Origin of the sequence: Aeromonas ichthyocola (genome assembly GCF_046087985.1) — a bacterium.
Lineage (GTDB): Bacteria > Pseudomonadota > Gammaproteobacteria > Enterobacterales > Aeromonadaceae > Aeromonas > Aeromonas rivipollensis.
The window spans coordinates 1-22,324 of record NZ_JBJSWH010000011.1; the positions used below are offsets into that span (position 1 = coordinate 1).

Genomic DNA, 22,324 nt, shown 5'->3' on the forward strand with positions numbered 1-22,324 from the left:
CGGTGTAGCAGGTGGCCCCGGGCCGCCGACGAGCTCGGCGCCCAGGGTGGCCACTGCCGGCGGGGGTGATCCGGTGCGACGTCCGGCGGGCCGGTGTAGCAGGTGGCCCCGGGCCGCCGACGAGCTCGGTGCCCAGGGTGGCCACTGCCGGCGGGGGTGATCCGGTGCGACGTCCGGCGGGTCGGTACTGCCGGTGGCCCCGGGCCGCCGACGAGCTCGGCGCCCAGGGTGGCCACTGCCGGCGGGGGTGATCCGGTGCTGCGTCCGGCGGGCCGGTGTAGCAGGTGGCCCCGGGCCGCCGACGAGCTCGGGCCCAGGGTGGCCTCCGCCGGCGGGGTGGATCCGGTACTGCGTCCGGCGGGCCGGTGTAGCAGGTGGCCCCGGGCCGCCGACGAGCTCGGGCCCAGGGTGGCCTCCGCCGGCGGGGGTGATCCGGTGCTGCGTCCGGCGGGCCGGTGTAGCAGGTGGCCCCGGGCCGCCGACGAGCTCGGGCCCAGGGTGGCCTCCGCCGGCGGGGTGGATCCGGTACTGCGTCCGGCGGGTCGGTGTAGCTGGTGGCACCGACCCGCCGCGGTCTCGGCGCCCGGGGCGGCCTGCGGTGAGCGAAGGGAGGAGGCCCAGAGCCAAATGAAGGGGTCTGCATATGAAAGAACAACCGGGATGTTAGATTACCTTGCGAAACGCTGAACGAAGTAGGGGGTTTACCTTGCCAAATGAAATGAAGCGCGTAATAGTGTGTTAACATTTTTGTGTGGTATGACATTGTAGTGTAGGCAAACTATACATTTGGTCTGTTGTAATTTGAGTCCCAAACTGCCATGCTGTGATTGCTGCCGTGAAAAACCATCACCTCAGCTGACTATTAATTTCGCTTACGGAGGTGTGTCACAATGCCTAAAGACAAGCGGAGAAAAAAACATAACCACATGAAACCAGATAAACTCACGGCGGCTCAATTGGCACGCCAAGCAATTGCTGCTGATAGCATCAAGCTGACCCTAGACCCAGTGTTCCCTGCTGATGGGGATACTACGAATGCTCTTGTGCTTCGCCTTCCGCTATCTATGCGCTTTGCAACCTACACCTACGATGTAGAGTTTTTGCTTGGTTCGTACCTTCTTGGTAAAGCACTAGATGTCTGGAAAAGCATACCTCGCGATGCTATTGGTGAAGCTCCGAAAATGTTCATCCCAATTAGCATGCAAATATTGGCTGATTATCGTTTCGTTGAAACCGTGACAAGACATGTCGCACTGCTGGCTCACAATAAACATTTTATTTTAATGGGAACGCCTGATTCATTAGGGATGTTTCCTGAGCGTTTAGATACCAAAGGACTCGCCGAAATATATGATGCTGTCGGCATTCAAGTTGGTATCGGAGATATTCAATCCAATCATTTCTATCCATCCCTCCTACAGAAAGGAATTAATTCCGTTCTCCCATCCCACCGTTTCGCTGTCGCTAACTCTGCAAAAATGATATTGAACGAGCTGCAGAACGTAGCAAGAGGTGTAGGGATCCGCTACTACGAACCAACACCTCGTCCATGGGAGATGACGCTTCCTGAAAGCGCGGGAGATTTCGGTACCATTTGCTCCTGAGAATCCAAGTCAATAATCGTGAGAGATGACGGCCGCTGAAGTTTTTGGGGGGAGGTAGCTCAGGGCGCTAGAATTCAATGAGAGTCGGCTTTTTCGGAGCTTTTTTAATCGCACCCTAGTCTGTATTAAGCCACTTTCCTTTTGAAGTGCCACTGATACGCCAACACGAAAAAGAACCCCGCCAACACCCCGAGTGAGGTGACAGAAAACACACCCCCCCCAAAAGCCGCCAACATAATCAAATTGTTGGTCATCGCCATTGAAATGCCGAGTCCTATCGCAGCTCGACGGCGCATCACCAAGAGTGATGCCAGGCGAGTGCGGGTGCCTATGTCATATGGGTACTGGAACAACTGCCAACTTAAGCCCAGGTAGTTCGCTGATAACCCGAAGTACAGACACCCTAGGCCTATGGCCATGACCAGTGCCGTGAGCGCGTAGTAACCAGCAGCGAAGTCCGCTCCAGATCCAAACCGTAGTGCGCAGCCGGTCGCCACCGTGGCCCCAAGAAAGGCCTGCGTGACGAATCGGTGGTCAACCCCTAAAAACAAGCCTCTCACACTTCCTCCTTTCGTTGCTTCCAACTCTAGCACCAACCATATCGTGGTTGATGGTCATGAGCCCACTCATTTGCTTGGTAGTGTCGTCGTGTAGTGATGGTTACACCGACAAAATGAATCCTACCCCCACTGGGGATTTAACGCAATAGAATATACATTTCATTGCGCTATGTATTTTTGATGGGGTATCTTGACGCTCCAGTCCTTTTATGGTTTTGGTTTCGGCTGTATTTATCGCTGTGCTGGTGACTTGGGGTTGTGTCGTGTCGCGTGTAATGAGATGCTACGCGATACGCGATTGGCTAAATGTGGTCACTATTGGGGACAGTTATGAAAACAAAGGTAGCTTTGCAACGAGAAGATATCTGGAGGGCCATTGAGGAGGTTGCCGCTACTGGCCATGCTCCAACATACAAGCTCATTATTCAGCGACTGGGCCGCGGCTCTAACTCCCAAATCGGCCCGGTATTGAGGGAGTGGCAGAGCGCAAATCGCCCTGCACCGAGCTCCGCTAATGTACCTTCGTCGGTGTCGGCCGCCGGCATGGAGTTCATTGAGCAGATGTGGCGGATTTCAGCAGATTGCCAACAAATGGACCTGGTTGCCGAACGCCGGCGCATGGATGAGCAAGCTAAGATGAGTGAGTCTGCCATTGAGGCAATTGAGGCTGAGAATGCCTTATTGGTGGAACAGCTCGACCGGCAGCAAGCACTTAATGATCAGGTGAATGCGCAGAATCACGAGCTTCAAAATCGGCTTACCGAACTTTCAGATACTCACAATTCGACCAAGTTAGAGGTGGCCCGTCTTACTTCCGCTCTCGCAATTGCATCAGAAAATCTTCTGGAGGCAAGGACTCAGGTCGATGAAGCACAAGCGATAGCTCGGGCTGCAAATGATGAAGCGAAAGCACTCAAGCTAGAAGCCACTCGTCTGCAATCAGGCCTGAATATGTCGACAGAGCAGCGTGTCGAATTACAGAGACAACTTGCTGAGTCAAACGCTACCATTGGTCAACTTCAATCAGAAGTTGCCTCGTCGAAGTCTGAATTGCTCAAGGTCAAAGATCATTCCACAGCGCAGGAAAATCAGCTTGATGCCACTCAGGAAGCATTACGTTCATGCCAACGGAACTGCATCGAGCTTGAGCACAAGATCCTCATGCTTCAAAACCAATTAGATGGAATGAATGAAGTAAAAATCGAATGCAATACCTTGCGTCAACAGCTTCAAACTGCTGCAGTTACAGAGCAACAGATGGCGAATAAAGTTAATAACCTCGAACGTGATTTACTGGAACTGACAGAGCAAAATGATTCATCCAAACAACAATATTCATATGCTCAAGATGAACTGAAGGCGGCAAAGATCGTTATTATTCAGCAAGAGGCTAAGTTGCAGACTATGAATGAAATGCTGAGTATGCTAGGGGGGAAGGATAATTGAGAAAGGTCAAGGGTGAATTGATAATTGATGGTGTAAATAAGGGGTATTTGAAGGAGCCGTCAACAACACTAGTGCCGTATGGTGAAAACACCCTTGCGGGCAGAATAGATCTAATTCCAGAATCGCCATACACCGGATACTTAGCTTCACTTTCTGCCGGTAGCAGGTCCACGGCAAAATCGACATTGACGAAAATCAGTCAGCTATTATATGGCTCTGAACCTGAAGTGGCCCCCTGGCATCTAATGACATCAAATCACTACCAGATAACCATGCGTTATCTCGAACAACAAGGGTTGGCACCAAAAACAATACATCGTCATATGAGCATGATTCGTTCTGTATTAAAAATGGCAAAGTTGTTACGGATGATCCCGGATGACAATCATGGTGAATATGATGCGATTATGGCGTCAAAGAACATCAAGGGCTCACAAGGGCGTGGCGAAATCCGCCCCCACAGAAGCCTAACTGACGACGAGATTTCTTGCCTCTTTAGTATGCTGGGAGCTGACAAAAGTCCTAAAGGGCTTCGTGATATGGCTATCTTGTCCGTTATGAGGGGGTGTGGGTTACGTCGAATGGAAGTGGTTGGCCTACGGATTGAGCATATCAGATGGGCGGGTGCGATTGATGGAGAATTACTGGTTTACAAAGGAAAGGGAAATAAACCAAGAACATTGCCTATGCCACGAGGGTTACGAGAAATATTTGGGAACTGGACCGAGGTCCGGGGGGATGACCTCGGTCCATTATTCTGCTCAATCAACAGGGGTGGGAAAACTGTAAGATACACAGACAACGATGCCGTTAAGAAGCGGATTCCACCGAGCATGGTCGGTCAACTGAGGCCACTCGACCGCTCTAGCGTGAACCGTATGATGGAGCAAAGGCTGATCTTGGCTGGCATCGAGCATGCAACACCACATGACCTAAGGTATACCTTTGCACAAAAGAACCTCAAACGCAGCGATATACAAACAGTGTCAGACTTGATGGGTCATTCAAATATATCAACTACCTCGATCTACACTGAAACTAGCAGAGATGAAATGCGCGCCGTCATCGCAGGCGAGGATATATTTAGCAGATATTCTGAAGGTACTGAAGATTAGCCAATCGCATCTGTATATTGCAGCGTTATTTGCGCCGATTGGTACTGATCGGCGCTCAACAATTCAGTTCAGAATTGTGTTCTTTGAATGAGCGGCATAATGAGGTTGTTTGCAAATCCCGGGGGAGCATTTTGCGATATGGCATCAATGACCAGGGTCGACAACCAGAAAGAATCATTGCCATTGAGAGTTATCGAACGCCCATGGCCTGCGAAATGTATCACCAGCTTGACCCCTACTCCAGTGTTTAAAAATTCATAGCTATGGTTTTTCTCTTCGCCATGGAAAGAGCCAGAGCAAGTCTTCTTAAGGCCCGTCAGGACAGACGCAACTGCATGCAGCTCCTTGAATGAGATATTAATCCCCCACTTATTTTCCCAGTTCGCATTGCTTCCGGACATTGGTGCCAACTCCAGTCTCACAGTCGGATATCCGGCGGAGGCCTTCACTGCCTGGAAGGTGGCGGCCATTGATAGATCCTGCCGGTACACTTTGAACGCCTTGCCGTATTCTTGTGTCATAACCCACTCATTTTTCGATGTTTTTTGGTATTCTACATGCTATCTACCGGCATGCAAAAACCCCCCTATCAATTCGTACCCGATTATCAAGAGAGCTTTGAGCTATGCTGCCGAGGGATAAATTGATAGACAGATACTATGGCCACAGATACACAAATAGCACCTTCATTGGGCGAAATTATGATCATGTACGCGAGCATTCTTCCACCTGGTTGCCACATCCATTTAGAGCTCACAGAGATCATTGTTGACTCAACATCCTCTTCTGTATTGACATGGCTTCAGCATTGCAGTGATCAGGGCATAAACTTATCGTCAAATCATACTGAGGCTATAATGATGTGGCTGAACCATGCTGAAGCAACACGACTCGAATCGGTAGAATGATCGTTGGGATTTGATCCAGGGGTCATGAATGGCAGCTAAAATCCGCATTCGTGGTGTTTGAAGAATGGTTTGCTGACTATGCTCTCCTAACCATCTATTAATTCTGTTCTGTAACGGGCTAATCTGGCCATTGTCTCCGGAGGATATGAGGGAACCAGCTAATCGACTTGGCCCCTACTCATAGTCCATCTACACCCCCCTGCTAACCATATCGTTCTGTGGTGTATCAATTAGCCCCTCGCTTGTTGAATCCTTCATGTCCGTTCACCGATATGTCTATGGCATCAGCTCACACACAGATTCACCTTCGACATCCTCTATGGCACACGCCACTGCAGTCAGTCATTAGAATTAAGAGGTTCTTAACGCGATGGACAAGTGCCATACCGCAGGCCGTCCAGCAGGGGCTTGTCCTCTGTGGACTGGGCTGTTGTCCACGGTGCGGGGTTACCCGTGACAACCGGCCATGATCGCCCCGACCGGATAGTCATGTTGGCGATGGACTTGCCGCTGCAGGTAACTCCCTAGATCGGTCACTCCGGCCTTGCGCAGGGCGCTGGCCACCTTCATCGAATTGCGGTCGTCCCTGGGCAGCAGCAGTGCCCGCCCCTCGCGGTGAGGGCGGGGTAAGTCGCCGGCAAACCAGGTGGCCTGCAATGCACGCATCGACTCAAACAACTCATCCCAGAGCAGCGGATCCCGGGTGATGGCGAACAGCTCATATTCGTCTGTCAGGCCGGTGACGGCGGCAGGGTTGAGCAGGTAGCCCTTGAGCATCCCTTTGAGCTCGACCGGTTGGCGGGCGACGCCGGCCAGGTAACGGGCGGTGGCAAAGTGGTGACTGCCGCCGCTGTTGATGAGGCAGAGCCGGCCATCCCAGCCGTGGTAGAGAAAATAGTCGCCGCGACCCGGTTGCATGATCCTGACCTCGCCATGGACCAGGTTGCGGGCGATGTTGTCGGAGCTGGCGTCATCGAGGTAGCCCCGGCAACGGGCCTCGGCAAAGGCATCCAGATCGGCAAAGGCTTCGAGGGGGCTCTTGGAGGCAGAGAGCACCTGCACTTGGCGAATATCACACGTCCAGTCTTCAAATTGTGCCTGTTCGCAGAGGGTGGCCAGCGCACCGTTCAGGATGGCATGACCCTGGTATTGGCCATTGATCCGTGCCCAGCCGCGCAGCTCGCCGGGTTGGGCGTTCCAGCCTGCTGGTCGCCATTCGTGCCAGCGAGTGATGCTGTCGGTACTGACAGAGGGGGGCAGCTCGAGGGCATAGCCCAGGGCGGGATCGGTGGCCAGCAGGGCATTCAGGCGGGCGGGGTGGCCCAGCTGATGCTTCATAAAGCGCACAGTGGTGGCAAACATGGCAAGGACTCCATCGAATGTTGATATTGATTGTTCAAAAGTGATTTTGATAACCCCGAGCGCCGTTGACGCGAGGGCTGTTTGCGTCCCCTATCCTGTGGGCTGTGCCGGCCAGCGTCAACTCCACCTTCCCGTAAATTGCGGGTTTTCCTGTAGCAGCACCGCGGCGTCAGCACCACCAATGTTATATCCCTCCCCCTCTGTCTCTTTCAGCCAGTTCCATCGGCCAGCACCACCCGCACTTTATGGGCCAAGGGATAACGGGGCGCACCAGGGGGCCGCCCTGGTGCAGGGTGGCCAGGGGGTGGCCATGGCCAAGCGGGGTGATCTGCATCGGGATCCTCGTCGCGGGGGGGAAGTCGGTGATCGGCAGGATGCCAGATCCGGGGGCCGCTGTCAGGGCCAATAAATCCGCGCCGGCCCGGCGCCGGTTTGGGAGTTTTACCGGATAGTGCGAAAAGTCAAAAGCGCGGGGGGAGCCAGGAAGGGCGCGGCGCGGGGCAGATCCTCGCCAGATCCACTAGATATAGTGTCCCCGGCCAGCTGCAAAGGCACCATATGTTGTGGTGAGGGGATGGCTAAGGGGATTTGGGAGTCTTGGTCAGCGGCCAAAGCCCGCCCCAAATCTGGCCAGCGAGGGGCCGGGATCCTGCCACTTGCAGCCCTACAACCGGCACGGCGGGTTAGTGGGTAATATTGGTAATCAATTTTGTACCGCTGCGTTCCGGGCAGGGGTATACTGATCCCATCACGGACACCAGTAAGAGATAACGCCATGAGAGAAGTCGTCAAAGCCATGTCCCAGCGCGCCGCGCGCGAGGCGTTGGGCACTCCAGAGAATTTCAGCGGCGGGGTCTACGTCACAAAGAACGGCACCCCCGAGTTGTTTATCACCACCGCCGCCGACCGCTCCCAAGAGCTGGCCGATCTGCACCAGGCGCGGGAAGATAAGGCGCTGGTCAAGCTGGTCGCCCTGGCCACCCAGGACATTGGCCGGCCAGGTCGCAGCTACAGCGAGGATGAAGCCCTGGCCCTGCTGCGGGCGGCCCGCACATGACGCTGTCGGTGCGCGTGACCGCGACCGCGCTGACCTGCCTGCAGGACATCGAAGCCTTCAATGCGGTGCACTGCGGGCCCGAGCAGGCCGCCGTCCTGGTGGAGACGTTGCTGACCGAGGCCGTGGCGGCGATCAGTGCCAATCCCCTGCTCTATCGCCAGTGCCCGGCGACCGCTGACTATGGCCTCGATGTGCGCGAGCGTATCGATCAGAAGGGCTACCGGGTGCTCTACAGTGTGCTGCCCGATGCGGCCTATATCCTGCTGGTGCTGCACCAGCGCCAGAGCATCGAGGATGCCCTGTATCGGCATCTGATCTTGCGACAATGACGGTGACGCACCCGATGACCCTTGTTAACCGCCTGGGTCGGTTGTTCGGCAGCCATGCCGCCGAACAAGACGCCCCGCACAAGACCCCGGCCGGCGACGTACTACCGGGCGAACCTGATTGTGATGTGTGTGGCGGGAGTTAGCAGGTATCTCCTACCATGCACTCAACCTCGTTGAGAAAGGAAAAAATGAGTAAGCGGATTCTTCTGTGGGCATATCTTGAGGGATATCAGCAACATCTATGGCCACGTTGGTTGAGGAGGCTGATTGTTGGCACAGAGCTTCACCGTGCGTGGCTATCTGGCCATATGGGGGTGTTCGAACCGGATGGCGGTGTTTGCTCCCGTGAATGGTACACCAGACGCTAATAGCAGTAAGAGGGATTTGAAAAACCGGCCATTGAGGACGAGCGGGATCCTGCCGTTTGCAGCCCTGCAATCCAAACTACCGAAACCGAGTACAATGGGGGCCTAATATCGCTTAGGAGCACGTCCATGCCCGCACTCATCCCCGAACTGATTGCCCTGGCCAACGATCCGGCCGTTAAAACCGCTGATCTGCTACGCCGCGCCCTAGTGGCGGCCCACCGCCTGCAGTTGCCCGAGTGGGTTACCTGGCTTGGACACGAGCTCAATGGATACGGGCCGGATGATGCCATCCCAGTCTATCGGCATGTACAAGGAGAAGTCCTGATCGATGGGCACCATGGACTGAAGGGGGTGGTCTTTCCGTCTGCAGAGGCCGCATTTCGATGGCAACTCTGCCACTTTGACACGCCTGTTGACGAGATTGAGGGGTGGTGTGCTGAATCTGACGATATTCATATGCAATTTTCCCCGCGCGAAGCTGATGCCTTGCGGGCGGCATGTGATACGAACTGTACCCCTCTTCGTCGGTTCACGTTGGCCAGCATGAACCGGATCTTGGGGGCGGTCAGAAATCAGGTTTTGAATTGGGCACTGCAGCTTGAAAAGGAGGGGATCTTGGGGGAAGGCATGAGCTTCACTTCTCAAGAGCGGCAGCAAGCCCAGCAGGTGGCGCCGGTAACCCACATTCACATCAATGGAGATGCTCATGGTCTTCAGTTGATGCAAAACTCGCCCGGCGGTCAGCAACAGCAGACTGTGACGATTGAACAGAAGGAAGTTGCCCTGGCGGCCTTGTTGCCGTGGCTACAACAGGTGATCGCGCAAGGGCAACTGCAGGGAGAAGCGTGTGCGGAGCTGCAGGCCGAGCTGGATACCCTCAAGGCCCAGGCCGCCTCCCCTAAGCCCAAGTGGCCGGTGATCGGCGCCGTGGCCAACAGTGTGCGGGCGATCCTGGAAGGGGCCGGCAGCGGGGTACTGACGGAAGCAGTGTTGGGCAGGCTGGCCACCTTGAGCGGCAGCTGATGGCGCGGGGGAGGGCTACCGCTCTGCGCTTACCTGCTGGCGGGTGTGCGATGGCGAACCGATGTCCTCGCTTACCGCCTAGCGCTGCTCCCAGTTGCAGTACGGCAACGGACAGACGGTGACTTGTCTGGGTATCCGCTCGGTTGGTCGGATTACCCATACATGGCACAATGGTTTTTTGGGAAGCAAGGCTGTGGAGGAAATGTGGATCCGAGCAGAAGTGGGCAGTGGTGGAATGGTGGATGGCAGCGCTGGGGTAAAAGCGAATGGGAAGGCGAGAAAACCTCAAGCTTTCGATCTGATGATCGTGGCAGCGTCACCTTAATTGAAACGAACAAAGGGCATTGGATAGCAAATGAAATTTGCGAAAATCCACGAGATATTTTAGCAAACGGTGTATTTCTGTGGACTGAAACAAAGGGAACCGGGCACGCCTTTATTTCAGTCCACAAAGAGTGGAGTATGCACGTATACACATACGGTCGATTTGATGGTAATCCTGTATCCCCTGTCGGTGACGGCGTACTTATTCAATATGGCTTTGCAAAAGCTCGGGAGTATTATCAACACGAACTATATAGCATGAATGCGAGAGCATTTAAAATCATGGATGTAGATGAAAATTTGACGTTGGCAATATTCCAAAGAAAATGGCTTTCCAGTTCCACTCAACCAGAAAAAGATAAAATAAAAGAAACTGGCAGAGTGATAAATAAATACGATCTAACTGGTAGTAACTGCACAACGACTTCCGTTGATGCGTTGAAGCTGGCAGGGACAAGCGTCTTCACTGTCAACGGGCCGATAGGGAACACGTACACAGAGGACTTCGTCATACCGTCATCACTCGAACGCCACCTGTCACAGCTAGCCTCAAGCTCTGACATGCTTGTAGTTGAGGTGACTTCGGCTATGAAGACAGCCATCCCGAACGGTGAGGGCTTATCGCCAATGAAGAGTGCAGGACCTATTGGAGAAACCCTTGGTTCCTCCGGCAATAGTTCCGGTGCTGCAGGTGGCAGCTCAAGTGGCGTTTCCCCAGGGACATTTGGTGGTTCATTAGGTAGCAGCAATGATTAAGAAAATCCTTAAAATAACAGGGGTGGCAATGCCCTTTGTGATTCATTTTATAATCATGAGCGCAATATTGGTTCTCGTATTGGTCAATATAAAATATGGATTAGAGTTTGATTTAATTGGCACTGAGTATAGCCGCCTAGTCAATGGCGTGTACGACATGATTTATTTTCTTTATTTTGGCTCAGTGATTTCATTCGCCGCGCTTTACTTTTCATATTTATTAGTTGTGAGGTGGGTCGAAAATAGAAAAACTAAATATAGTAACATGGGCGGCAATAAGTGATGACATAATATATAGCGGTACTATTTTTCGCTGTGATTATTCTGAAAGGTGTCGTGTGGATGGCGGAAACCGTATTCCGGTGGCGCGGTGGATGGACGACTAGATGGATAAAGTCATATCAGCAAGTAAGAGTAAAACCGTGTTACGTTGGGCCGGCATTGCGCTGGTTTCCCTGGGCTATTACCTCTGGCTGGGGGTGGCTTCTACCAGCTTCGGGCACATTGCTGAGAAGGAGAGCGTGATCGGGACTGGCCCCGTCTCGTTGGAGTATCACCGCGCCATGATGGACGCGGTGATGCAAGCCACCGGCGTGGTGTTTGACGCGGCCTCCCTGGGCTTCCTGATCTGCGTCCCCCTGATCCTCATCATCTTCCACAAGGTCAGGTGACTGCCCCCCCGCCCCGACCGTGATCACCGGCCTTGCCGTCACACATTGCCCCGCCCTGCGGGGCTTTTACTTTCTTGGTCAGCGGCAAAAGCCCGCCCCAAATCCGACACCGCGAGGGACCGGGATCCTGCCGCTTGCAGCGCTGCAATCAACCGTGACAAATCGGGTACACTGGGCCTCCCTTGTCGCCCTGGAGCACCTCGATGCCCACCCCGCTATCTGACCTGATCGCCCTGGCCAGCGATCCGACCGTCAAGACCGCCGATCTGCTGCGCAAGGCCCTGGTGGTCGCCCGCCGGCTCAAGCAACCCGAGTGGGCTACCTGGATCGGGTATGAGCTGCAGGGCTATCCCGATGAGGTAGAGTTGCCACCCTACCGCCAGATGCGGTGTGAGCTGATGGCCAGAGACTCCGCGCGTAGGCTGATCCCGATCCAGTTTGATGATCCCCAGGTGGCCTACCTTTATACCTGGTGCCGGTGTGGCCAGCCTGTTGGCCCGCTGGAAGAGGCGGTGATACCAGGGAAACCCCTGAGTTTTTGCTTTGCTGCAGATGTGGCCGTCGAGATGATGCAGGCACTGCGGATCTCGAGGGTGCCGGAGCGGGTGCTGGGGGTTAACCAGGTACGAGGCCTTATCGATGCCGTGCGGGACAAGCTGCTGAGCAGGGCACTCGACCTGGCCGAGGCCGGGATCGAGGAGGACAAGATGCCCTCCCCACCTCAGCCGTTGGCGCCGGTGACCTTTCACATCGAGGGCGGGTTCCACGGTGGCCAAGTCATGGTGAGCTCGCCGGGAGGTCAGCAACAGCAAACAGTTACCGGCGAGCAGAAGGCCGCGGGCCCGTCCGGGTTGGCGCAGGGGAGCACGGATGCACCACGGCAGCCGGCAGACCTCGACACGCGGCAGCGCGAGCAGGACAGCCTCAAGCCCCAGGTCGCCACCGCCAAGCGGAAATGGCCGCTGATCGTCGTGCTGGCCGGTAGTAGCCTGCTGGCCGTGCTGCAAGGCGCCGGCGGCGGGGTGCTGAGCGAGCTGGTGCTGAAGTGGCTGGCCAGCTTGAGCGGCGGCTGATCGCTATCGTCGTGGTATGAGCGGGGCTGCGGCCCCGCTTTGTTTTCCGGGCCAACGGCCAAAGCCAAGGGCAAAAGGACACTGCCGCGCTGTGCTTGCCGGCTGGTGGGTGCGCGATGGCGAACCGATGCCATCCCTTACCGCCCAGCGCTGATCCCGCCGCTCACTCGACGAAGGAGTGATGGTCGGTGGTGCGCTCGTGCGTGGCGGCATGGTACGCTAAAGAGACTGTATATGGATACAGTGCTTTGCGCACAACGGTGCGGCCTGGTTGTTCTGGAGGGTGACATGATGGATTGGGTTTGGGATGCGTTGAGGATGCTGATAGCGGGGATCAGACAGGAGGGTATGACAGCGCTGTTGATCGTGCTGTTAGTTGCCGCTGGGATCGGGATACTGGAGAAGTTGAAAAATAATCGTTATGGCGCCGGCGCGGGGTTCATGGTTGTGCAGGTGTTGCTGGTGATAGGCGCCCTGCTGTTCTTCTGTTGGGCAGGGTATACAGCGACTCGGCCAAGCGATGACGATACAAAATGGATCCACGAGGTGGGCCAGTACGGCCTGTAACGATGGTGCCCAGATCACGCCCTGCTTATGCAGGGCGTTTGCTTTCTTGGTAAGCGGCCAAAGCCCGCCCCCAATCGGGTCAGCGAGGGCGAGCGGGGTCCGCCCCGCTCGCAGCGCTGCAATCGACAGGGCCAAACCGGGTACAATGGGCCCCCCTTGTCGACCCCTAGGAGCACCCGATGCCCGCCCTTATCCCCGAGCTGATCGCCATGGCCAGCGATCCGACCGTCAAAACTACCGACCTGCTGCGCAAGGCTATGGTGGCCGCCCGCTTGCTCAAGCAGCCCGAGTGGGCCACCTGGATAGACCATGAACTGCAAGGCTATCCGCAGTCCGGGGATTTACCGCCCTACCGTGTGCTGCAAGGTGAGCTCAAAGTCGATGTGCCTGGTCATGGGAGGCTTCCATTGCCAATTAGGAATGCCGAGATGAACAGGTTAATAACGGAATCCCGGTTTGGTCATCCGATGGGGGCCTTGGAGGACCTGGCTGTACCTGGTGAAGTTGTTCGTTCGTTCTTCACCCCCGAACAGAGCCAATTTCTGATACAAGAGCTTTCACTGCCAGGGGTGCCAGAACTCGCCTTGGGGTCAAACCAAGTTCGTGGGCTTATTGAGGCGGTCCGAGACAAGCTGCTGACTTGGGCGCTTGACTTGGCTGATGCAGGGATCCAGGGGGACGGGATGAGCTTTACCCCCCAGGAGCAGCAGCAAGCCCAGCAGCTGGCGCCGGTGAACATTCACATCGGGGGGAATGCGACCGGTTTTCAGTTCATGCAGAGCTCGCCCGGCGGCCAGCAACAGCAGACAGCGACAGGCGAGCAGAAGGCCGAGGCGCTGGCTGCCTTGTTGCCGTGGCTGCAGCAGGTGATCGCGCAAGGGCAGTTGCAGGGAGAGGCGTGTGCTGAGTTGCAGGCCGAACTGGACACCCTCAAGGCCCAGGCCGCCTCCCCTAACCCAAAATGGCCGGTGATCGGCGCCGTGGCCGGCAGTGTGCGGGTGGTGCTGGAAGGCGCCGGCGGTGGAGTGTTGGCGGCGCAGGCGCTGGGCTGGCTGGCCACCTTGAGCGGCAGCTGATAGCGCGGGGGACGGCTGCCGCGCTGCGCTGATCCCGCCGCTCACTCGACAAGGGAGGATGGTCGGTGGTGCGCTCGAGCGGGGCGGCATGGTACGCTTGCGAGACTGTATATGGATACAGTATTTTGCGCTAAACGGCGTGGCTTGGTAGTTCTGGAGGGTGACATGATGGTTTGGGTTTGGGATGCGTTGAAGATGCTGATCGCGGGGATCAGACAGGAGGGCATGACAGCGCTGCTGATCCTGCTGTTTGTTGCCGCTGGGATCTGGATACTGGATGCGTTGAAAAAAAATCGTTATGGCGCCAGAGCGGGGTTCACGGTTGTGCAGGTGTTGCTGGTGATAGGCGCCCTGCTGTTCTTCTGTTGGGCAGGGTATACCGCGGCTCGGCCAGGCAATGACGATACAAAATGGATCCACGAGGTGGGCCAGTACGGCCTGTAACGATGGTGCCCAGATCACGCCCTGCTTATGCGGGGCGTTTGCTTTCTTGGTCAGCGGCTCAAGCCCGCCCAAAATCGGGCCAGCGAGGAGCCGGGATCCTGCCGTTTGCAGCACTGCAATCCGCACGACCGAAAACGGGTACAATGGGGGCTCCCATTTTGCCCAGGAACGCATCAATGCCCGCCCTTATCCCTGAACTCATCGCCATGGCCAGCGATCCGACCATCAAGACCGCCGACCTGCTACGCAAGGAATGGGTGGCCGCACGTCAGCTAAAGCAGCCGGAATGGGCTGCCTGGATCAACTATGAGCTGCAGGGCTATCCCGATGGTGTTGAGTTACCGCCCTACCGGTTGCTACGGGGAGAATTGAAGGTAAGAAATCCCATTCGGGGACTGATCCCGCTTATGTCCGACTCTCCGGGGCTGATCGAATCATTATCAACCTGTCGGTTTGTCAAACCGGTCGGCGAGCTGGAAGTGTTGGCGACCGCTGAGCATGGGATTGTCAGGTACTTGTTTCCTCCAAACGTTGCTGCGGAAATTATGGCAATGCAGGGGGATATGCCAATGACACCGGAGGTCGTACTGGCAACCAGCCAACTGCGCGGACTCCTTGAACTGATCAGAGACAAGGTGCTTGGCTGGGCGCTTGACCTGGCTGATGCAGGGATCCAGGGGGAAGGCATGAGTTTCACCCCACAGGAACAGCAGCAGGCCAAGCAGCTAGCGCCGGTGAACATTCACATCGGGGGGAATGCGACCGGTTTTCAGTTTATGCAGGACTCGCCCGGTGGCCAACAACAGCAGACGGTGACAAGTGCGCAGAAAGAGGCCGCCCTGGCGGCATTGTTGCCGTGGCTGGCGCAGGTGATCGCACAAGGGCAACTGCAGCGGGAGATGTGCGCGGAGCTGCAGGTCGAGATGGATACGCTCAAGGCCCAGGCTGCCTCCCACAACCCCAAATGGCCGGTGATCGGTGCCGTGGCCGGGAGTGTGCGGGCAATTCTGGAAGGCGCTGGCGGCGGAGTGCTGGCGGCGCAGGCGATGGGGTGGCTAGCAACCTTGACCGGTAGCTGAGCGGTATCGGGGCATGGGCGGGGCTGCGGCCCCGCTTTGCTTTCTTGGTCAGCGGCCAAAGCCCACCCCCAATCGGGTCAGCGAGGGCGAGCGGGGTCCGCCCCGCTTGCAGCGCTGCAATCGCGCAGGCCAAATCGGGTACACTGGGGCTCTTTTGTCGCCTAGGAGCGCCTGGATGCCCGCCCCACTCCCTGAACTCATCGCCCAGGCCAGCGATCCGGCCGTCAAGACAGCCGATCTGCTGCGCAAGGCCAAGGTGATCGCCCACCGGTGCCAGCTATCCGACCAGTTAGCCTGGATCGACCTGGAGCTGCGGGGCTACCGTGAGTCAGATCCTCTTCCTCTATACCGTTTTATCCGTGCCCCGGTGTACCTGCGGGATGTCCAGACAGGCGAATTGACTGATCTGTTTACGTTCCAAACTGACGGTGAGATTCCCGCTCAGGCTCACCTCTGTTTTGATTCGATCAGCAAGTTGGAGGCGCTGGGGTCACAAGGCACCCTCTATGTGCAACTCCCCTCTGGGCATCGCGTTTACGATGGCTTGTCAGCGAAAGCCCGCGATCAGTACCAGGTCGTGCATCAACTGGACGCATCCCAACTGCAGGCCGTCGTAGCTCAAGTCCGTGACAAGGTGTTGGACTGGGCACTCGAGCTGGCCAAGGCCGGGATCGAGGGGGACGGGATGCCCTCCCCACCCCAGCCGTTGGCGCCGGTGACCGTTCACATCGAGGGCGGGTTCCACGGTGGCCAAGTCATGGTGAGCTCGCCGGGAGGCCAGCAACAGCAAACCGTCACCGGCGAGCAGAAGGCCGCGGGCCCGTCCGGGTTGGCGCAGGGGAGCGCGGATGCACCACGGCAGCCGGCAGACCGCGACACGCGGCAGAGCGAGCAGAACACCCTCAAGCCCCAGGCCGCCACCGCCAAGCGGAAATGGCCGCTGATCGTCGTGCTGGCCGGTAGTAGCGTGCTGGCCGTGCTGCAAGGCGCCGGCGGCGGGGTGCTGAGCGAGCTGGTGCTGAAGTGGCTGGCCAGCTTGAGCGGCGGCTGATCGCTATCGTCGGGGTATGAGCGGGGCTGCGGCCCCGCTTTGCATACTGGGGCCAACGGACAAAGCCAAGCTCAAATCCAGCCAGAGCGGACCGGCTGTATCCGACCCGCTTGCAGCGTTGCAACTGACCGGGCCAGATCGGGTACACTGGACCTCCCTTGTCGCCCAGGAGCACCTCGATGTCCACCTCGCTATCTGACCTGATTGCCCTGGCCGGTGATCCGGCAGTTAAGACCACCGATCTGCTCCGCAAGGCCAAGGTGGTCGCCCGTATGCTAAAACAGGCTGAGTGGGCTACCTGGATCGACCATGAGCTGCGGGGCTATCCGGATGATGCCAAGCTGCCCTCCTATCGTGTCATACGCTGTGAATTGAAAGCTCGGAATCCCTTTCGAGGGCTGATCCCCATCATCATCGACCACCCTGAATTCGCAGAAGCTGTCTCGACATGCAGCATTGGTCAGCCCATCAGCGGGTTGGAAGACGTGGCTATTCCCGGGAAAAATGTGAGCATGGTTCTCCCGCCGGAGATGATGGCCATGCTGATGCAAGACCTGAATATCTCAATGGAGCCGGTACGGGTGGTTGGCGGCAATCAGATCCGCGCACTTGTTGATGCGGTCCGGGACCAACTGTTGACCTGGGTGCTCGACTTGGTTGAGGCCGGGATCGAGGGGGACGAAATGCCCTCCTCGCCCCAGCCGCTGGCGCCGGTTACCATTCGCATCGAGGGCGGGTTCAACGGTGGTCAACTGATGGTGAGCTCGCCCGGGGGCCAGCAACAGCAAACCATCACCGGCGGGCAGAAGGCTACGGACCAGCCTGGGGTGGCGCAGGAGAAGCCACTGCAGCTGGCAAACGGCAATGTGCTTCAGAGCGAGCTGGATACTATCAAGGCCCAGACCGCCGCCCCCAAGTGGAAATGGCCGGTGATCGCTGCGGTGGCCAGCACTGTTGCGGCGATTCTGGAAGGAGCCGGCGGCGGGGTTCTGAGCGAACTGGTGCTGAAGTGGCTGGCAACCCTTAACGGCCACTGAGCTAGTCCGGCAGAGGCAGCAGGCCACGTTTTCTTCGTGCGGCGGGTGGCGTTGCGAGATACAAGCCAGATCAACTGGTGCAGCCCATATTGTGGACGCGGGGAATACTTCGTAGATAAACAGGGCTGGTCAAGTATTGGGGGCGAGTGATACCAGCGTGAGAATTATATATTATCTACATGATTTATCATGAATTTATGAAAAATGTTGGGGGGCAGGGTGTATAATGTCAACACGGGCACAAGAGCGAGTCTTATGGCTAGCCAGGAGGCCAATAACCCTCAGGTGAACGGATTCACCTGATTTGATATGGAGATCGATATGCTATCAAGCATGATTATCGCTAGCGGTTTGATGCTGATCTGCGTGTATCAAGTGAAGATTTCTCTTCACTTTCACCTACACGTAGGCCAGTGAAACTGGTTCAAAAAGTGACTTTTTGGAGGGAGGCTTCGGCCTCCCTTTTTTTTGACCCGGAGCGGATCCTCTCCGCTTGTAGCACTACAACCCGCACGACCGAAACCGGGTACAATAGGCCCCCACTATTGCCCAGGAGCACCCCATGCCTGCCCATGTTCCCGAACTCATCACCCTGGCCAGCGATCCGAACGTTGAAATCACTAAGTTGCTGCGCATGGCAAAGGTGGTGGCACGTCTGCTCCAACAGCCCGAGGCAATCATCTGGCTTGACCATGAGCTACAGGGCTATCCTGACGGCTGCGGTGTGCCCCGTTATCGCCAGCGGCGCGGGAATCTGGCGTACTGGCAGGCAGGGTCCCACCACTTGCTGTCAGTTGCCAACACCGAGCGGGCGGTACAGTGGCAAACTTGCCCGCTCTCGCTGCCCGCAAGCGAGCTGGCTGAGCTGGCCGCAACCGGCAAAGCACTGAGGGTCCGATTCCCCCCTGAGCTCATGAGCTTGCTGATGGCCGAAATCGGTACCGAACGGGAGGTGGAGATTTGTATGCCGACGGTCCAGATGCGGGCCCTCATCGCGGCGGTGCAGGAGCGGGTGCTAGACTGGGCACTCGCTTTGGCCGCTTCCGGTGTTCAGGGGGACAGCATGAGCGTCACTCCGCAAGAACGGCAGGTGGCGCCGGTGAGCATACACATCGGAGGGAATGCGACTGGTGTTCAAATTCAGCTGAACTCGCCCGGGGGCCATCAACAGCAGACAGTGTCCGGCGAGCAAAAGACCGATGCTCTGTCTTCTTGCTGGCCTGGCTCCAGCAGGTGAACGCCGAGGGAACGCTATCGGTATCGGCACACGCCGATTTGCAGGCCAAGCATGCAGCCCTGCAGGCGCAGGCCGACGCCCCCACGCCGAGCTGGCCGTTGATTGGAACCTTGGCCAACAGTGTGCGGGCGATCCTGGAAGGCGCCGGAGGAGTGCTTTCGGCACAAGCGCTGGGGTGGCTGGCTATCTTGACCGGTAGCTGATTGATAGCCGGATTCATGGGCGGGGCGACAGTCCGCTTTGCATTTTGGGAAAACAGCCGAAGAAGGAGGGAAATAACTCATCTTTAGTGGAATGGTTTTTCCCCTCATCACTCAAAATCATGGTTATGTCATTGCGATCGGCAATTCATGTAGGGCAGTGGTATAACGAGGGCTCAACTGCTCTCGCTTCATCATCCACTCCGTAGTGTCCCGGCCACGAGCCGCGAAGTAGACCTTTCCTAATCTTCCCTGATTGATCTGGTCAATCACCTTCATCAGTGCCTCGCTACGGGATTCTGCTGCCGGTCAGCGAACAGCTCTCGTGCATGCTGGCTGGGGTAAGTCGGCCAGCATGACGCCCCCCTTCATATAACGCTGCTCGTCACGCCAGATGCGGGGGAGTAGCTCGGGGATAAGAGCCAGCAGCGCCCGGGTGTCATGGGTGGGCATGACCAACCTGATTGCTCACCTGGTTGCCGTAATAGGGCTCCCGCTCGCTGAATGGGCTACGTCCGCACACTAACAGGGTGACATGGCAGCACATCCCCTCCCCTCGCAATTTCTCGGCGGCCCGCTCCATGTAACCGGCCAGTGCCTCCCGCATCAGGCCAAACTCGGTAATGCGCTCGCCGAACTCGCTGCAGATGATTCGTTGGCCTGGCGTCATCGTCGAGCTCGGCGAGGGGATCGCCGGAGCCCTTGGACGGCGACCTATGACGACGCCATACTGCAGCGGCGCAGGCTCTTGGGGTCGGCGGCGACCAGTTCCGCCACGGTCTTGATGCCCTGGGTCTCCAGCTTGGCGGTGAGCCGCCGACCAATACCCCATACCTCGTCTACCGGGGTGATCGCCATCAGCCTGACGCGGCGTCCTTCATCCCGCAGATCGACCACACCGCCCGTGGCGGGCCACTTCTTGGCGGCGTAGTTGGCGAGCTTGGCGAGCGTCTTGGTGGGGCCGATGCCGACCCCCACGGTCAGCCCGGTCCACTGCTGCACCCGCTCGCGGACTTGGTGGCCATAGGCCACCAAGTCGCCCGCCCAGCGTTCGCTCAGCTCGATAAAGGCCTCGTCAACGCTGTAGACCTCCACCGCCGGGGCCATCCCCTCCAAAATGGTCATCACCCGGTTCGACATGTCGCCATAAAGGGCATAATTGCTGGAAAACCAGACCCCGCCCATAGCCTCGAAGAATTGACGGATCTGAAAGTACGGCACTCCCATCTTGATGCCGAGCGCTTTGGCCTCTGCCGAACGGGCTACCACGCAGCCATCGTTGTTCGAGAGCACGACTATTGGCCGCCCCTTAAGGTCGGGCCGAAACAGCCGCTCGCAGCTAGCGTAGAAGTTGTTCACGTCCACCAGGGCGACGGTGCAGCACTTGTTCATGGGGCATCCACCTGATGCACGATAAAGGACACCACCCCGAAGATTTCCAGCTCCTGCCCCTCACTGAAATGGATAGGCCGATAGGCCGGGTTGCCAGGGAGCAAGGCCACAGTGGGATCAAGCTGCAGCTGCTTCACGGTGAACTCACCATCGACCGCGGCGACCACCACGCTACCGTGGCGCGCCTTGCGACTGCGGTCCACGACCAGCAGGTCGCCATCGCGGATCCCGTGGTCGACCATACTGTCACCGGCCGCCCGCACAAAGTAGGTGGCCGCCGGGTGCGCCACGCACAGCAGATTAAGGTCTATGGTTTGCTCGGTGTAATCCTGCGCCGGGGACGGAAAGCCGCAGGCTACAGGGGAGAGAAACAGGGGGATCTCCAGCAAGGGAGCATTAGGGGCGGGTTGAGCAAACATGCTGGTCATCTCTGGTTGCTGTATAAAAACACAGTATACCAACCAACCCAGTGAGGATCACCGTTTAGCATTTAGCTCCGCATTTTTTGTCGTTTTGCGTTGGTTCTAGCAGCACCTGCGGAACGGGTAAACTGCCGCGTTTGCCGGCTGGGTGACCGGTCAACGTGAGCCAACCGCTGGCCATGAGGGCGGCCGGGATCCTGCCGCTTGCAATCCTGCAATCCAAACCACCGAACCCGGGTACAATGAGGGCCCAATATCGCCCAGGAGCGCATTGATGCCCGCCCTTATCCCTCAGCTCATCACCATAGCCAGTAATCCCGAAGTCAAGACAACCGATCTACTGCGAAACGCACTGGTGGCCGCACGTAAGCTCAAGCAGCCTGACTGGGTTAGCTGGATCAAAAACGAACTTGATGGCTACCCAGAGTCGGCTGTTATCCCTCAGTACCGGATTTTGACGGGGCAACTGTACGCCATTAACCCGGGGAAAGGTCTTGTGCTGCTACCGGTCCTGAATGCAGAGCTTCACGAGGTGATGACAACATGTCCCTTCTATTATCCCATTGATGGAGTGGAACCATTGGCTTCAGGGACAGAATATGTAGTGTTGCCCATGGACCCGTCTCAATCGAAGATGGTAGCGGCTCTCTATAAAATGCCAATCGCACCACAAGTTCGATTTGGAGCAAATCAGGTCCAGCGTTTGATCGGTGCGGTGCGTACTAAGGTCCTTGAATGGGCACTCGATCTGGATGAGTTGGGGATCCAAGGTGAAGGGATGAGCTTTACCACCCAGGAGCAGAAGCAGGCGGAATCGGTGACCAATATTTTCATTGGGGGGGATGTCATCGGAGGTCAAATGATGTTGGGCTCGCCCGGCGGCCAACAACAGCAGACGGTGACAGGCGAGCAGAAGTCCGAGGCGCTGGCGGCTTTGTTGCCGTGGCTGCAGCAGGTGGTCGCGCAAGGGCAACTGCAGGGAGAGGCGTGTGCAGAGCTGCAGGCCGATCTGGATACCCTCAAGGCCCAGGCCGCCTCCCCTAACCCAAAATGGTCAGTGATTGGCGCCGTGGTCGGCAGTGTGCGGACGATCCTGGAGAGCGCCGGCGGAGGGATACTGGTGGCGCAGGCACAGCGGTGGATGGCAACCTTGAGGGGTGGCTAATTCGATCAGGGAACTCTGCACATTTGTAGGGGGTCAGTGCCCCCCATACATTGCTGCT

27 protein-coding genes are annotated in these 22,324 nt (G+C 57.1%); 19 read left to right on the top strand and 8 right to left on the bottom strand.

Translation table 11 applies throughout. From position 1 onward, the window contains the following. The first annotated feature begins 890 nt into the window (after window positions 1–890). Window positions 891–1,604, top strand: coding sequence for a hypothetical protein (locus tag ACF2JD_RS21725; RefSeq protein ID WP_103829329.1), 714 nt, complete (start codon window positions 891–893; stop codon window positions 1,602–1,604). A gap of 125 nt (window positions 1,605–1,729) precedes the next feature. On the opposite strand, the gene ACF2JD_RS21730 is transcribed toward ACF2JD_RS21725, so the two are convergent. Further along, the gene (locus ACF2JD_RS21730; RefSeq protein ID WP_103829330.1) at window positions 1,730–2,164 is read right to left on the bottom strand and encodes a hypothetical protein; all 435 of its coding nucleotides are present in this window, start codon (window positions 2,162–2,164) and stop codon (window positions 1,730–1,732) included. A gap of 330 nt (window positions 2,165–2,494) precedes the next feature. Between ACF2JD_RS21730 and ACF2JD_RS21735 the strand changes: the two genes are divergently transcribed. Together ACF2JD_RS21735 and ACF2JD_RS21740 are read left to right on the top strand one after the other, a co-directional pair. Further along, a complete protein-coding gene (locus ACF2JD_RS21735) occupies window positions 2,495–3,610 on the top strand; it encodes a DNA-binding protein (protein WP_158656478.1) in 1,116 nt (371 codons plus the stop codon). Further along, window positions 3,607–4,725, top strand: a complete 1,119-nt coding sequence (locus tag ACF2JD_RS21740; protein WP_134696303.1) for a tyrosine-type recombinase/integrase — start codon at window positions 3,607–3,609, stop codon at window positions 4,723–4,725. Before ACF2JD_RS21735 ends, ACF2JD_RS21740 begins: the two co-directional genes overlap by 4 nt. A gap of 68 nt (window positions 4,726–4,793) precedes the next feature. Here the strand turns inward: ACF2JD_RS21740 and ACF2JD_RS21745 are convergent, their stop codons facing one another. Together ACF2JD_RS21745 and ACF2JD_RS21750 are read right to left on the bottom strand one after the other, a co-directional pair. After that, entirely contained in the window at window positions 4,794–5,246 is a 453-nt protein-coding gene (locus ACF2JD_RS21745; RefSeq protein ID WP_103828854.1) for a hypothetical protein, read from the bottom strand. A gap of 834 nt (window positions 5,247–6,080) precedes the next feature. Further along, on the bottom strand, window positions 6,081–6,995 hold the full coding sequence (locus tag ACF2JD_RS21750) for a DUF6685 family protein (protein ID WP_228520273.1): 915 nt from the start codon (window positions 6,993–6,995) through the stop codon (window positions 6,081–6,083). A 775-nt stretch (window positions 6,996–7,770) separates the two neighbouring features. On the opposite strand from ACF2JD_RS21750, the gene ACF2JD_RS21755 reads away from it, so the two are divergent. The 15 genes from ACF2JD_RS21755 (at window position 7,771) to ACF2JD_RS21825 (ending at window position 19,290) form a co-directional block, all read left to right on the top strand. Then, window positions 7,771–8,052: a hypothetical protein gene (locus ACF2JD_RS21755; RefSeq protein WP_134696309.1), complete on the top strand. Its 282-nt coding sequence runs from the start codon at window positions 7,771–7,773 to the stop codon at window positions 8,050–8,052. Continuing rightward, complete coding sequence (locus ACF2JD_RS21760) at window positions 8,049–8,381, top strand: type II toxin-antitoxin system RelE/ParE family toxin (RefSeq protein WP_134696310.1); 333 nt, start codon at window positions 8,049–8,051, stop codon at window positions 8,379–8,381. The genes ACF2JD_RS21755 and ACF2JD_RS21760 overlap by 4 nt, the downstream gene beginning before the upstream one ends. A 494-nt stretch (window positions 8,382–8,875) precedes the next feature. Then, window positions 8,876–9,772 carry an AbiTii domain-containing protein gene (locus tag ACF2JD_RS21765; RefSeq protein ID WP_103828859.1) on the top strand — a complete coding sequence of 299 codons (897 nt, stop codon included), beginning with the start codon at window positions 8,876–8,878 and terminating at the stop codon, window positions 9,770–9,772. Between the two features lie 162 nt (window positions 9,773–9,934). After that, window positions 9,935–10,852 carry a hypothetical protein gene (locus tag ACF2JD_RS21770; protein WP_194760742.1) on the top strand — a complete coding sequence of 306 codons (918 nt, stop codon included), beginning with the start codon at window positions 9,935–9,937 and terminating at the stop codon, window positions 10,850–10,852. After that, window positions 10,845–11,135: a hypothetical protein gene (locus tag ACF2JD_RS21775; protein WP_181014934.1), complete on the top strand. Its 291-nt coding sequence runs from the start codon at window positions 10,845–10,847 to the stop codon at window positions 11,133–11,135. Before ACF2JD_RS21770 ends, ACF2JD_RS21775 begins: the two co-directional genes overlap by 8 nt. Before the next feature lie 139 nt (window positions 11,136–11,274). Continuing rightward, entirely contained in the window at window positions 11,275–11,523 is a 249-nt protein-coding gene (locus ACF2JD_RS21780; RefSeq protein WP_206618400.1) for a hypothetical protein, read from the top strand. A 203-nt stretch (window positions 11,524–11,726) separates the two neighbouring features. Continuing rightward, window positions 11,727–12,596, top strand: coding sequence for an AbiTii domain-containing protein (locus ACF2JD_RS21785; RefSeq protein WP_167576804.1), 870 nt, complete (start codon window positions 11,727–11,729; stop codon window positions 12,594–12,596). Window positions 12,597–12,884: 288 nt separating this feature from the next. Continuing rightward, window positions 12,885–13,163 carry a hypothetical protein gene (locus tag ACF2JD_RS21790; protein WP_128344160.1) on the top strand — a complete coding sequence of 93 codons (279 nt, stop codon included), beginning with the start codon at window positions 12,885–12,887 and terminating at the stop codon, window positions 13,161–13,163. A gap of 179 nt (window positions 13,164–13,342) precedes the next feature. Then, entirely contained in the window at window positions 13,343–14,239 is an 897-nt protein-coding gene (locus ACF2JD_RS21795) for an AbiTii domain-containing protein (RefSeq protein ID WP_228520267.1), read from the top strand. Window positions 14,240–14,350: 111 nt separating this feature from the next. Continuing rightward, window positions 14,351–14,683: a hypothetical protein gene (locus ACF2JD_RS21800; RefSeq protein WP_134696312.1), complete on the top strand. Its 333-nt coding sequence runs from the start codon at window positions 14,351–14,353 to the stop codon at window positions 14,681–14,683. 176 nt (window positions 14,684–14,859) lie between these two features. Then, window positions 14,860–15,762, top strand: coding sequence for an AbiTii domain-containing protein (locus tag ACF2JD_RS21805; protein WP_440988145.1), 903 nt, complete (start codon window positions 14,860–14,862; stop codon window positions 15,760–15,762). Window positions 15,763–15,937: 175 nt separating this feature from the next. Continuing rightward, window positions 15,938–16,813, top strand: coding sequence for an AbiTii domain-containing protein (locus ACF2JD_RS21810; protein ID WP_103828862.1), 876 nt, complete (start codon window positions 15,938–15,940; stop codon window positions 16,811–16,813). 179 nt (window positions 16,814–16,992) lie between these two features. After that, window positions 16,993–17,850, top strand: coding sequence for an AbiTii domain-containing protein (locus ACF2JD_RS21815; RefSeq protein WP_158656480.1), 858 nt, complete (start codon window positions 16,993–16,995; stop codon window positions 17,848–17,850). A 562-nt stretch (window positions 17,851–18,412) separates the two neighbouring features. Beyond that, window positions 18,413–19,087, top strand: coding sequence for an AbiTii domain-containing protein (locus ACF2JD_RS21820; protein WP_134696313.1), 675 nt, complete (start codon window positions 18,413–18,415; stop codon window positions 19,085–19,087). Further along, a complete protein-coding gene (locus tag ACF2JD_RS21825) occupies window positions 19,063–19,290 on the top strand; it encodes a hypothetical protein (RefSeq protein ID WP_194760745.1) in 228 nt (75 codons plus the stop codon). The genes ACF2JD_RS21820 and ACF2JD_RS21825 overlap by 25 nt, the downstream gene beginning before the upstream one ends. A gap of 123 nt (window positions 19,291–19,413) precedes the next feature. Here the strand turns inward: ACF2JD_RS21825 and ACF2JD_RS21830 are convergent, their stop codons facing one another. Genes ACF2JD_RS21830 through umuD form a run of 5 tightly spaced genes read right to left on the bottom strand, consistent with a single transcriptional unit; the run spans window position 19,414 to window position 21,098 of the window. After that, entirely contained in the window at window positions 19,414–19,566 is a 153-nt protein-coding gene (locus ACF2JD_RS21830) for a DUF4113 domain-containing protein (RefSeq protein ID WP_440988146.1), read from the bottom strand. 30 nt (window positions 19,567–19,596) lie between these two features. Beyond that, complete coding sequence (locus ACF2JD_RS21835; RefSeq protein WP_440988147.1) at window positions 19,597–19,740, bottom strand: hypothetical protein; 144 nt, start codon at window positions 19,738–19,740, stop codon at window positions 19,597–19,599. Next, window positions 19,727–19,957: a DinB/UmuC family translesion DNA polymerase gene (locus ACF2JD_RS21840; protein ID WP_440988148.1), complete on the bottom strand. Its 231-nt coding sequence runs from the start codon at window positions 19,955–19,957 to the stop codon at window positions 19,727–19,729. The genes ACF2JD_RS21835 and ACF2JD_RS21840 overlap by 14 nt, the downstream gene beginning before the upstream one ends. A gap of 44 nt (window positions 19,958–20,001) precedes the next feature. Next, window positions 20,002–20,679 (bottom strand): Y-family DNA polymerase, encoded by a 678-nt coding sequence (locus ACF2JD_RS21845; protein ID WP_440988149.1) that lies wholly within the window; start codon window positions 20,677–20,679, stop codon window positions 20,002–20,004. After that, a complete protein-coding gene (gene umuD / locus ACF2JD_RS21850) occupies window positions 20,676–21,098 on the bottom strand; it encodes a translesion error-prone DNA polymerase V autoproteolytic subunit (protein ID WP_134696327.1) in 423 nt (140 codons plus the stop codon). Before umuD ends, ACF2JD_RS21845 begins: the two co-directional genes overlap by 4 nt. Before the next feature lie 277 nt (window positions 21,099–21,375). Here umuD and ACF2JD_RS21855 point away from each other — a divergent pair, with 277 nt between their 5' ends. After that, window positions 21,376–22,266, top strand: coding sequence for an AbiTii domain-containing protein (locus ACF2JD_RS21855; RefSeq protein WP_134696314.1), 891 nt, complete (start codon window positions 21,376–21,378; stop codon window positions 22,264–22,266). Window positions 22,267–22,324: the final 58 nt, after the last annotated feature.

Coding starts and splice junctions, on each gene's coding strand:
- ACF2JD_RS21725 (WP_103829329.1), top strand. CDS start 891: ATGCCTAAAGACAAGCGGAGAAAAAAACATAACCACATGAAACCAGAT.
- ACF2JD_RS21735 (WP_158656478.1), top strand. CDS start 2,495: ATGAAAACAAAGGTAGCTTTGCAACGAGAAGATATCTGGAGGGCCATT.
- ACF2JD_RS21745 (WP_103828854.1), bottom strand. CDS start 5,246: ATGACACAAGAATACGGCAAGGCGTTCAAAGTGTACCGGCAGGATCTA.
- ACF2JD_RS21750 (WP_228520273.1), bottom strand. CDS start 6,995: ATGTTTGCCACCACTGTGCGCTTTATGAAGCATCAGCTGGGCCACCCC.
- ACF2JD_RS21755 (WP_134696309.1), top strand. CDS start 7,771: ATGAGAGAAGTCGTCAAAGCCATGTCCCAGCGCGCCGCGCGCGAGGCG.
- ACF2JD_RS21760 (WP_134696310.1), top strand. CDS start 8,049: ATGACGCTGTCGGTGCGCGTGACCGCGACCGCGCTGACCTGCCTGCAG.
- ACF2JD_RS21765 (WP_103828859.1), top strand. CDS start 8,876: ATGCCCGCACTCATCCCCGAACTGATTGCCCTGGCCAACGATCCGGCC.
- ACF2JD_RS21770 (WP_194760742.1), top strand. CDS start 9,935: ATGGCACAATGGTTTTTTGGGAAGCAAGGCTGTGGAGGAAATGTGGAT.
- ACF2JD_RS21775 (WP_181014934.1), top strand. CDS start 10,845: ATGATTAAGAAAATCCTTAAAATAACAGGGGTGGCAATGCCCTTTGTG.
- ACF2JD_RS21785 (WP_167576804.1), top strand. CDS start 11,727: ATGCCCACCCCGCTATCTGACCTGATCGCCCTGGCCAGCGATCCGACC.
- ACF2JD_RS21790 (WP_128344160.1), top strand. CDS start 12,885: ATGATGGATTGGGTTTGGGATGCGTTGAGGATGCTGATAGCGGGGATC.
- ACF2JD_RS21795 (WP_228520267.1), top strand. CDS start 13,343: ATGCCCGCCCTTATCCCCGAGCTGATCGCCATGGCCAGCGATCCGACC.
- ACF2JD_RS21800 (WP_134696312.1), top strand. CDS start 14,351: ATGGATACAGTATTTTGCGCTAAACGGCGTGGCTTGGTAGTTCTGGAG.
- ACF2JD_RS21805 (WP_440988145.1), top strand. CDS start 14,860: ATGCCCGCCCTTATCCCTGAACTCATCGCCATGGCCAGCGATCCGACC.
- ACF2JD_RS21810 (WP_103828862.1), top strand. CDS start 15,938: ATGCCCGCCCCACTCCCTGAACTCATCGCCCAGGCCAGCGATCCGGCC.
- ACF2JD_RS21815 (WP_158656480.1), top strand. CDS start 16,993: ATGTCCACCTCGCTATCTGACCTGATTGCCCTGGCCGGTGATCCGGCA.
- ACF2JD_RS21820 (WP_134696313.1), top strand. CDS start 18,413: ATGCCTGCCCATGTTCCCGAACTCATCACCCTGGCCAGCGATCCGAAC.
- ACF2JD_RS21830 (WP_440988146.1), bottom strand. CDS start 19,566: ATGAAGGTGATTGACCAGATCAATCAGGGAAGATTAGGAAAGGTCTAC.
- ACF2JD_RS21835 (WP_440988147.1), bottom strand. CDS start 19,740: ATGCCCACCCATGACACCCGGGCGCTGCTGGCTCTTATCCCCGAGCTA.
- ACF2JD_RS21840 (WP_440988148.1), bottom strand. CDS start 19,957: ATGACGCCAGGCCAACGAATCATCTGCAGCGAGTTCGGCGAGCGCATT.
- ACF2JD_RS21845 (WP_440988149.1), bottom strand. CDS start 20,679: ATGAACAAGTGCTGCACCGTCGCCCTGGTGGACGTGAACAACTTCTAC.
- umuD (WP_134696327.1), bottom strand. CDS start 21,098: ATGTTTGCTCAACCCGCCCCTAATGCTCCCTTGCTGGAGATCCCCCTG.
- ACF2JD_RS21855 (WP_134696314.1), top strand. CDS start 21,376: ATGCCCGCCCTTATCCCTCAGCTCATCACCATAGCCAGTAATCCCGAA.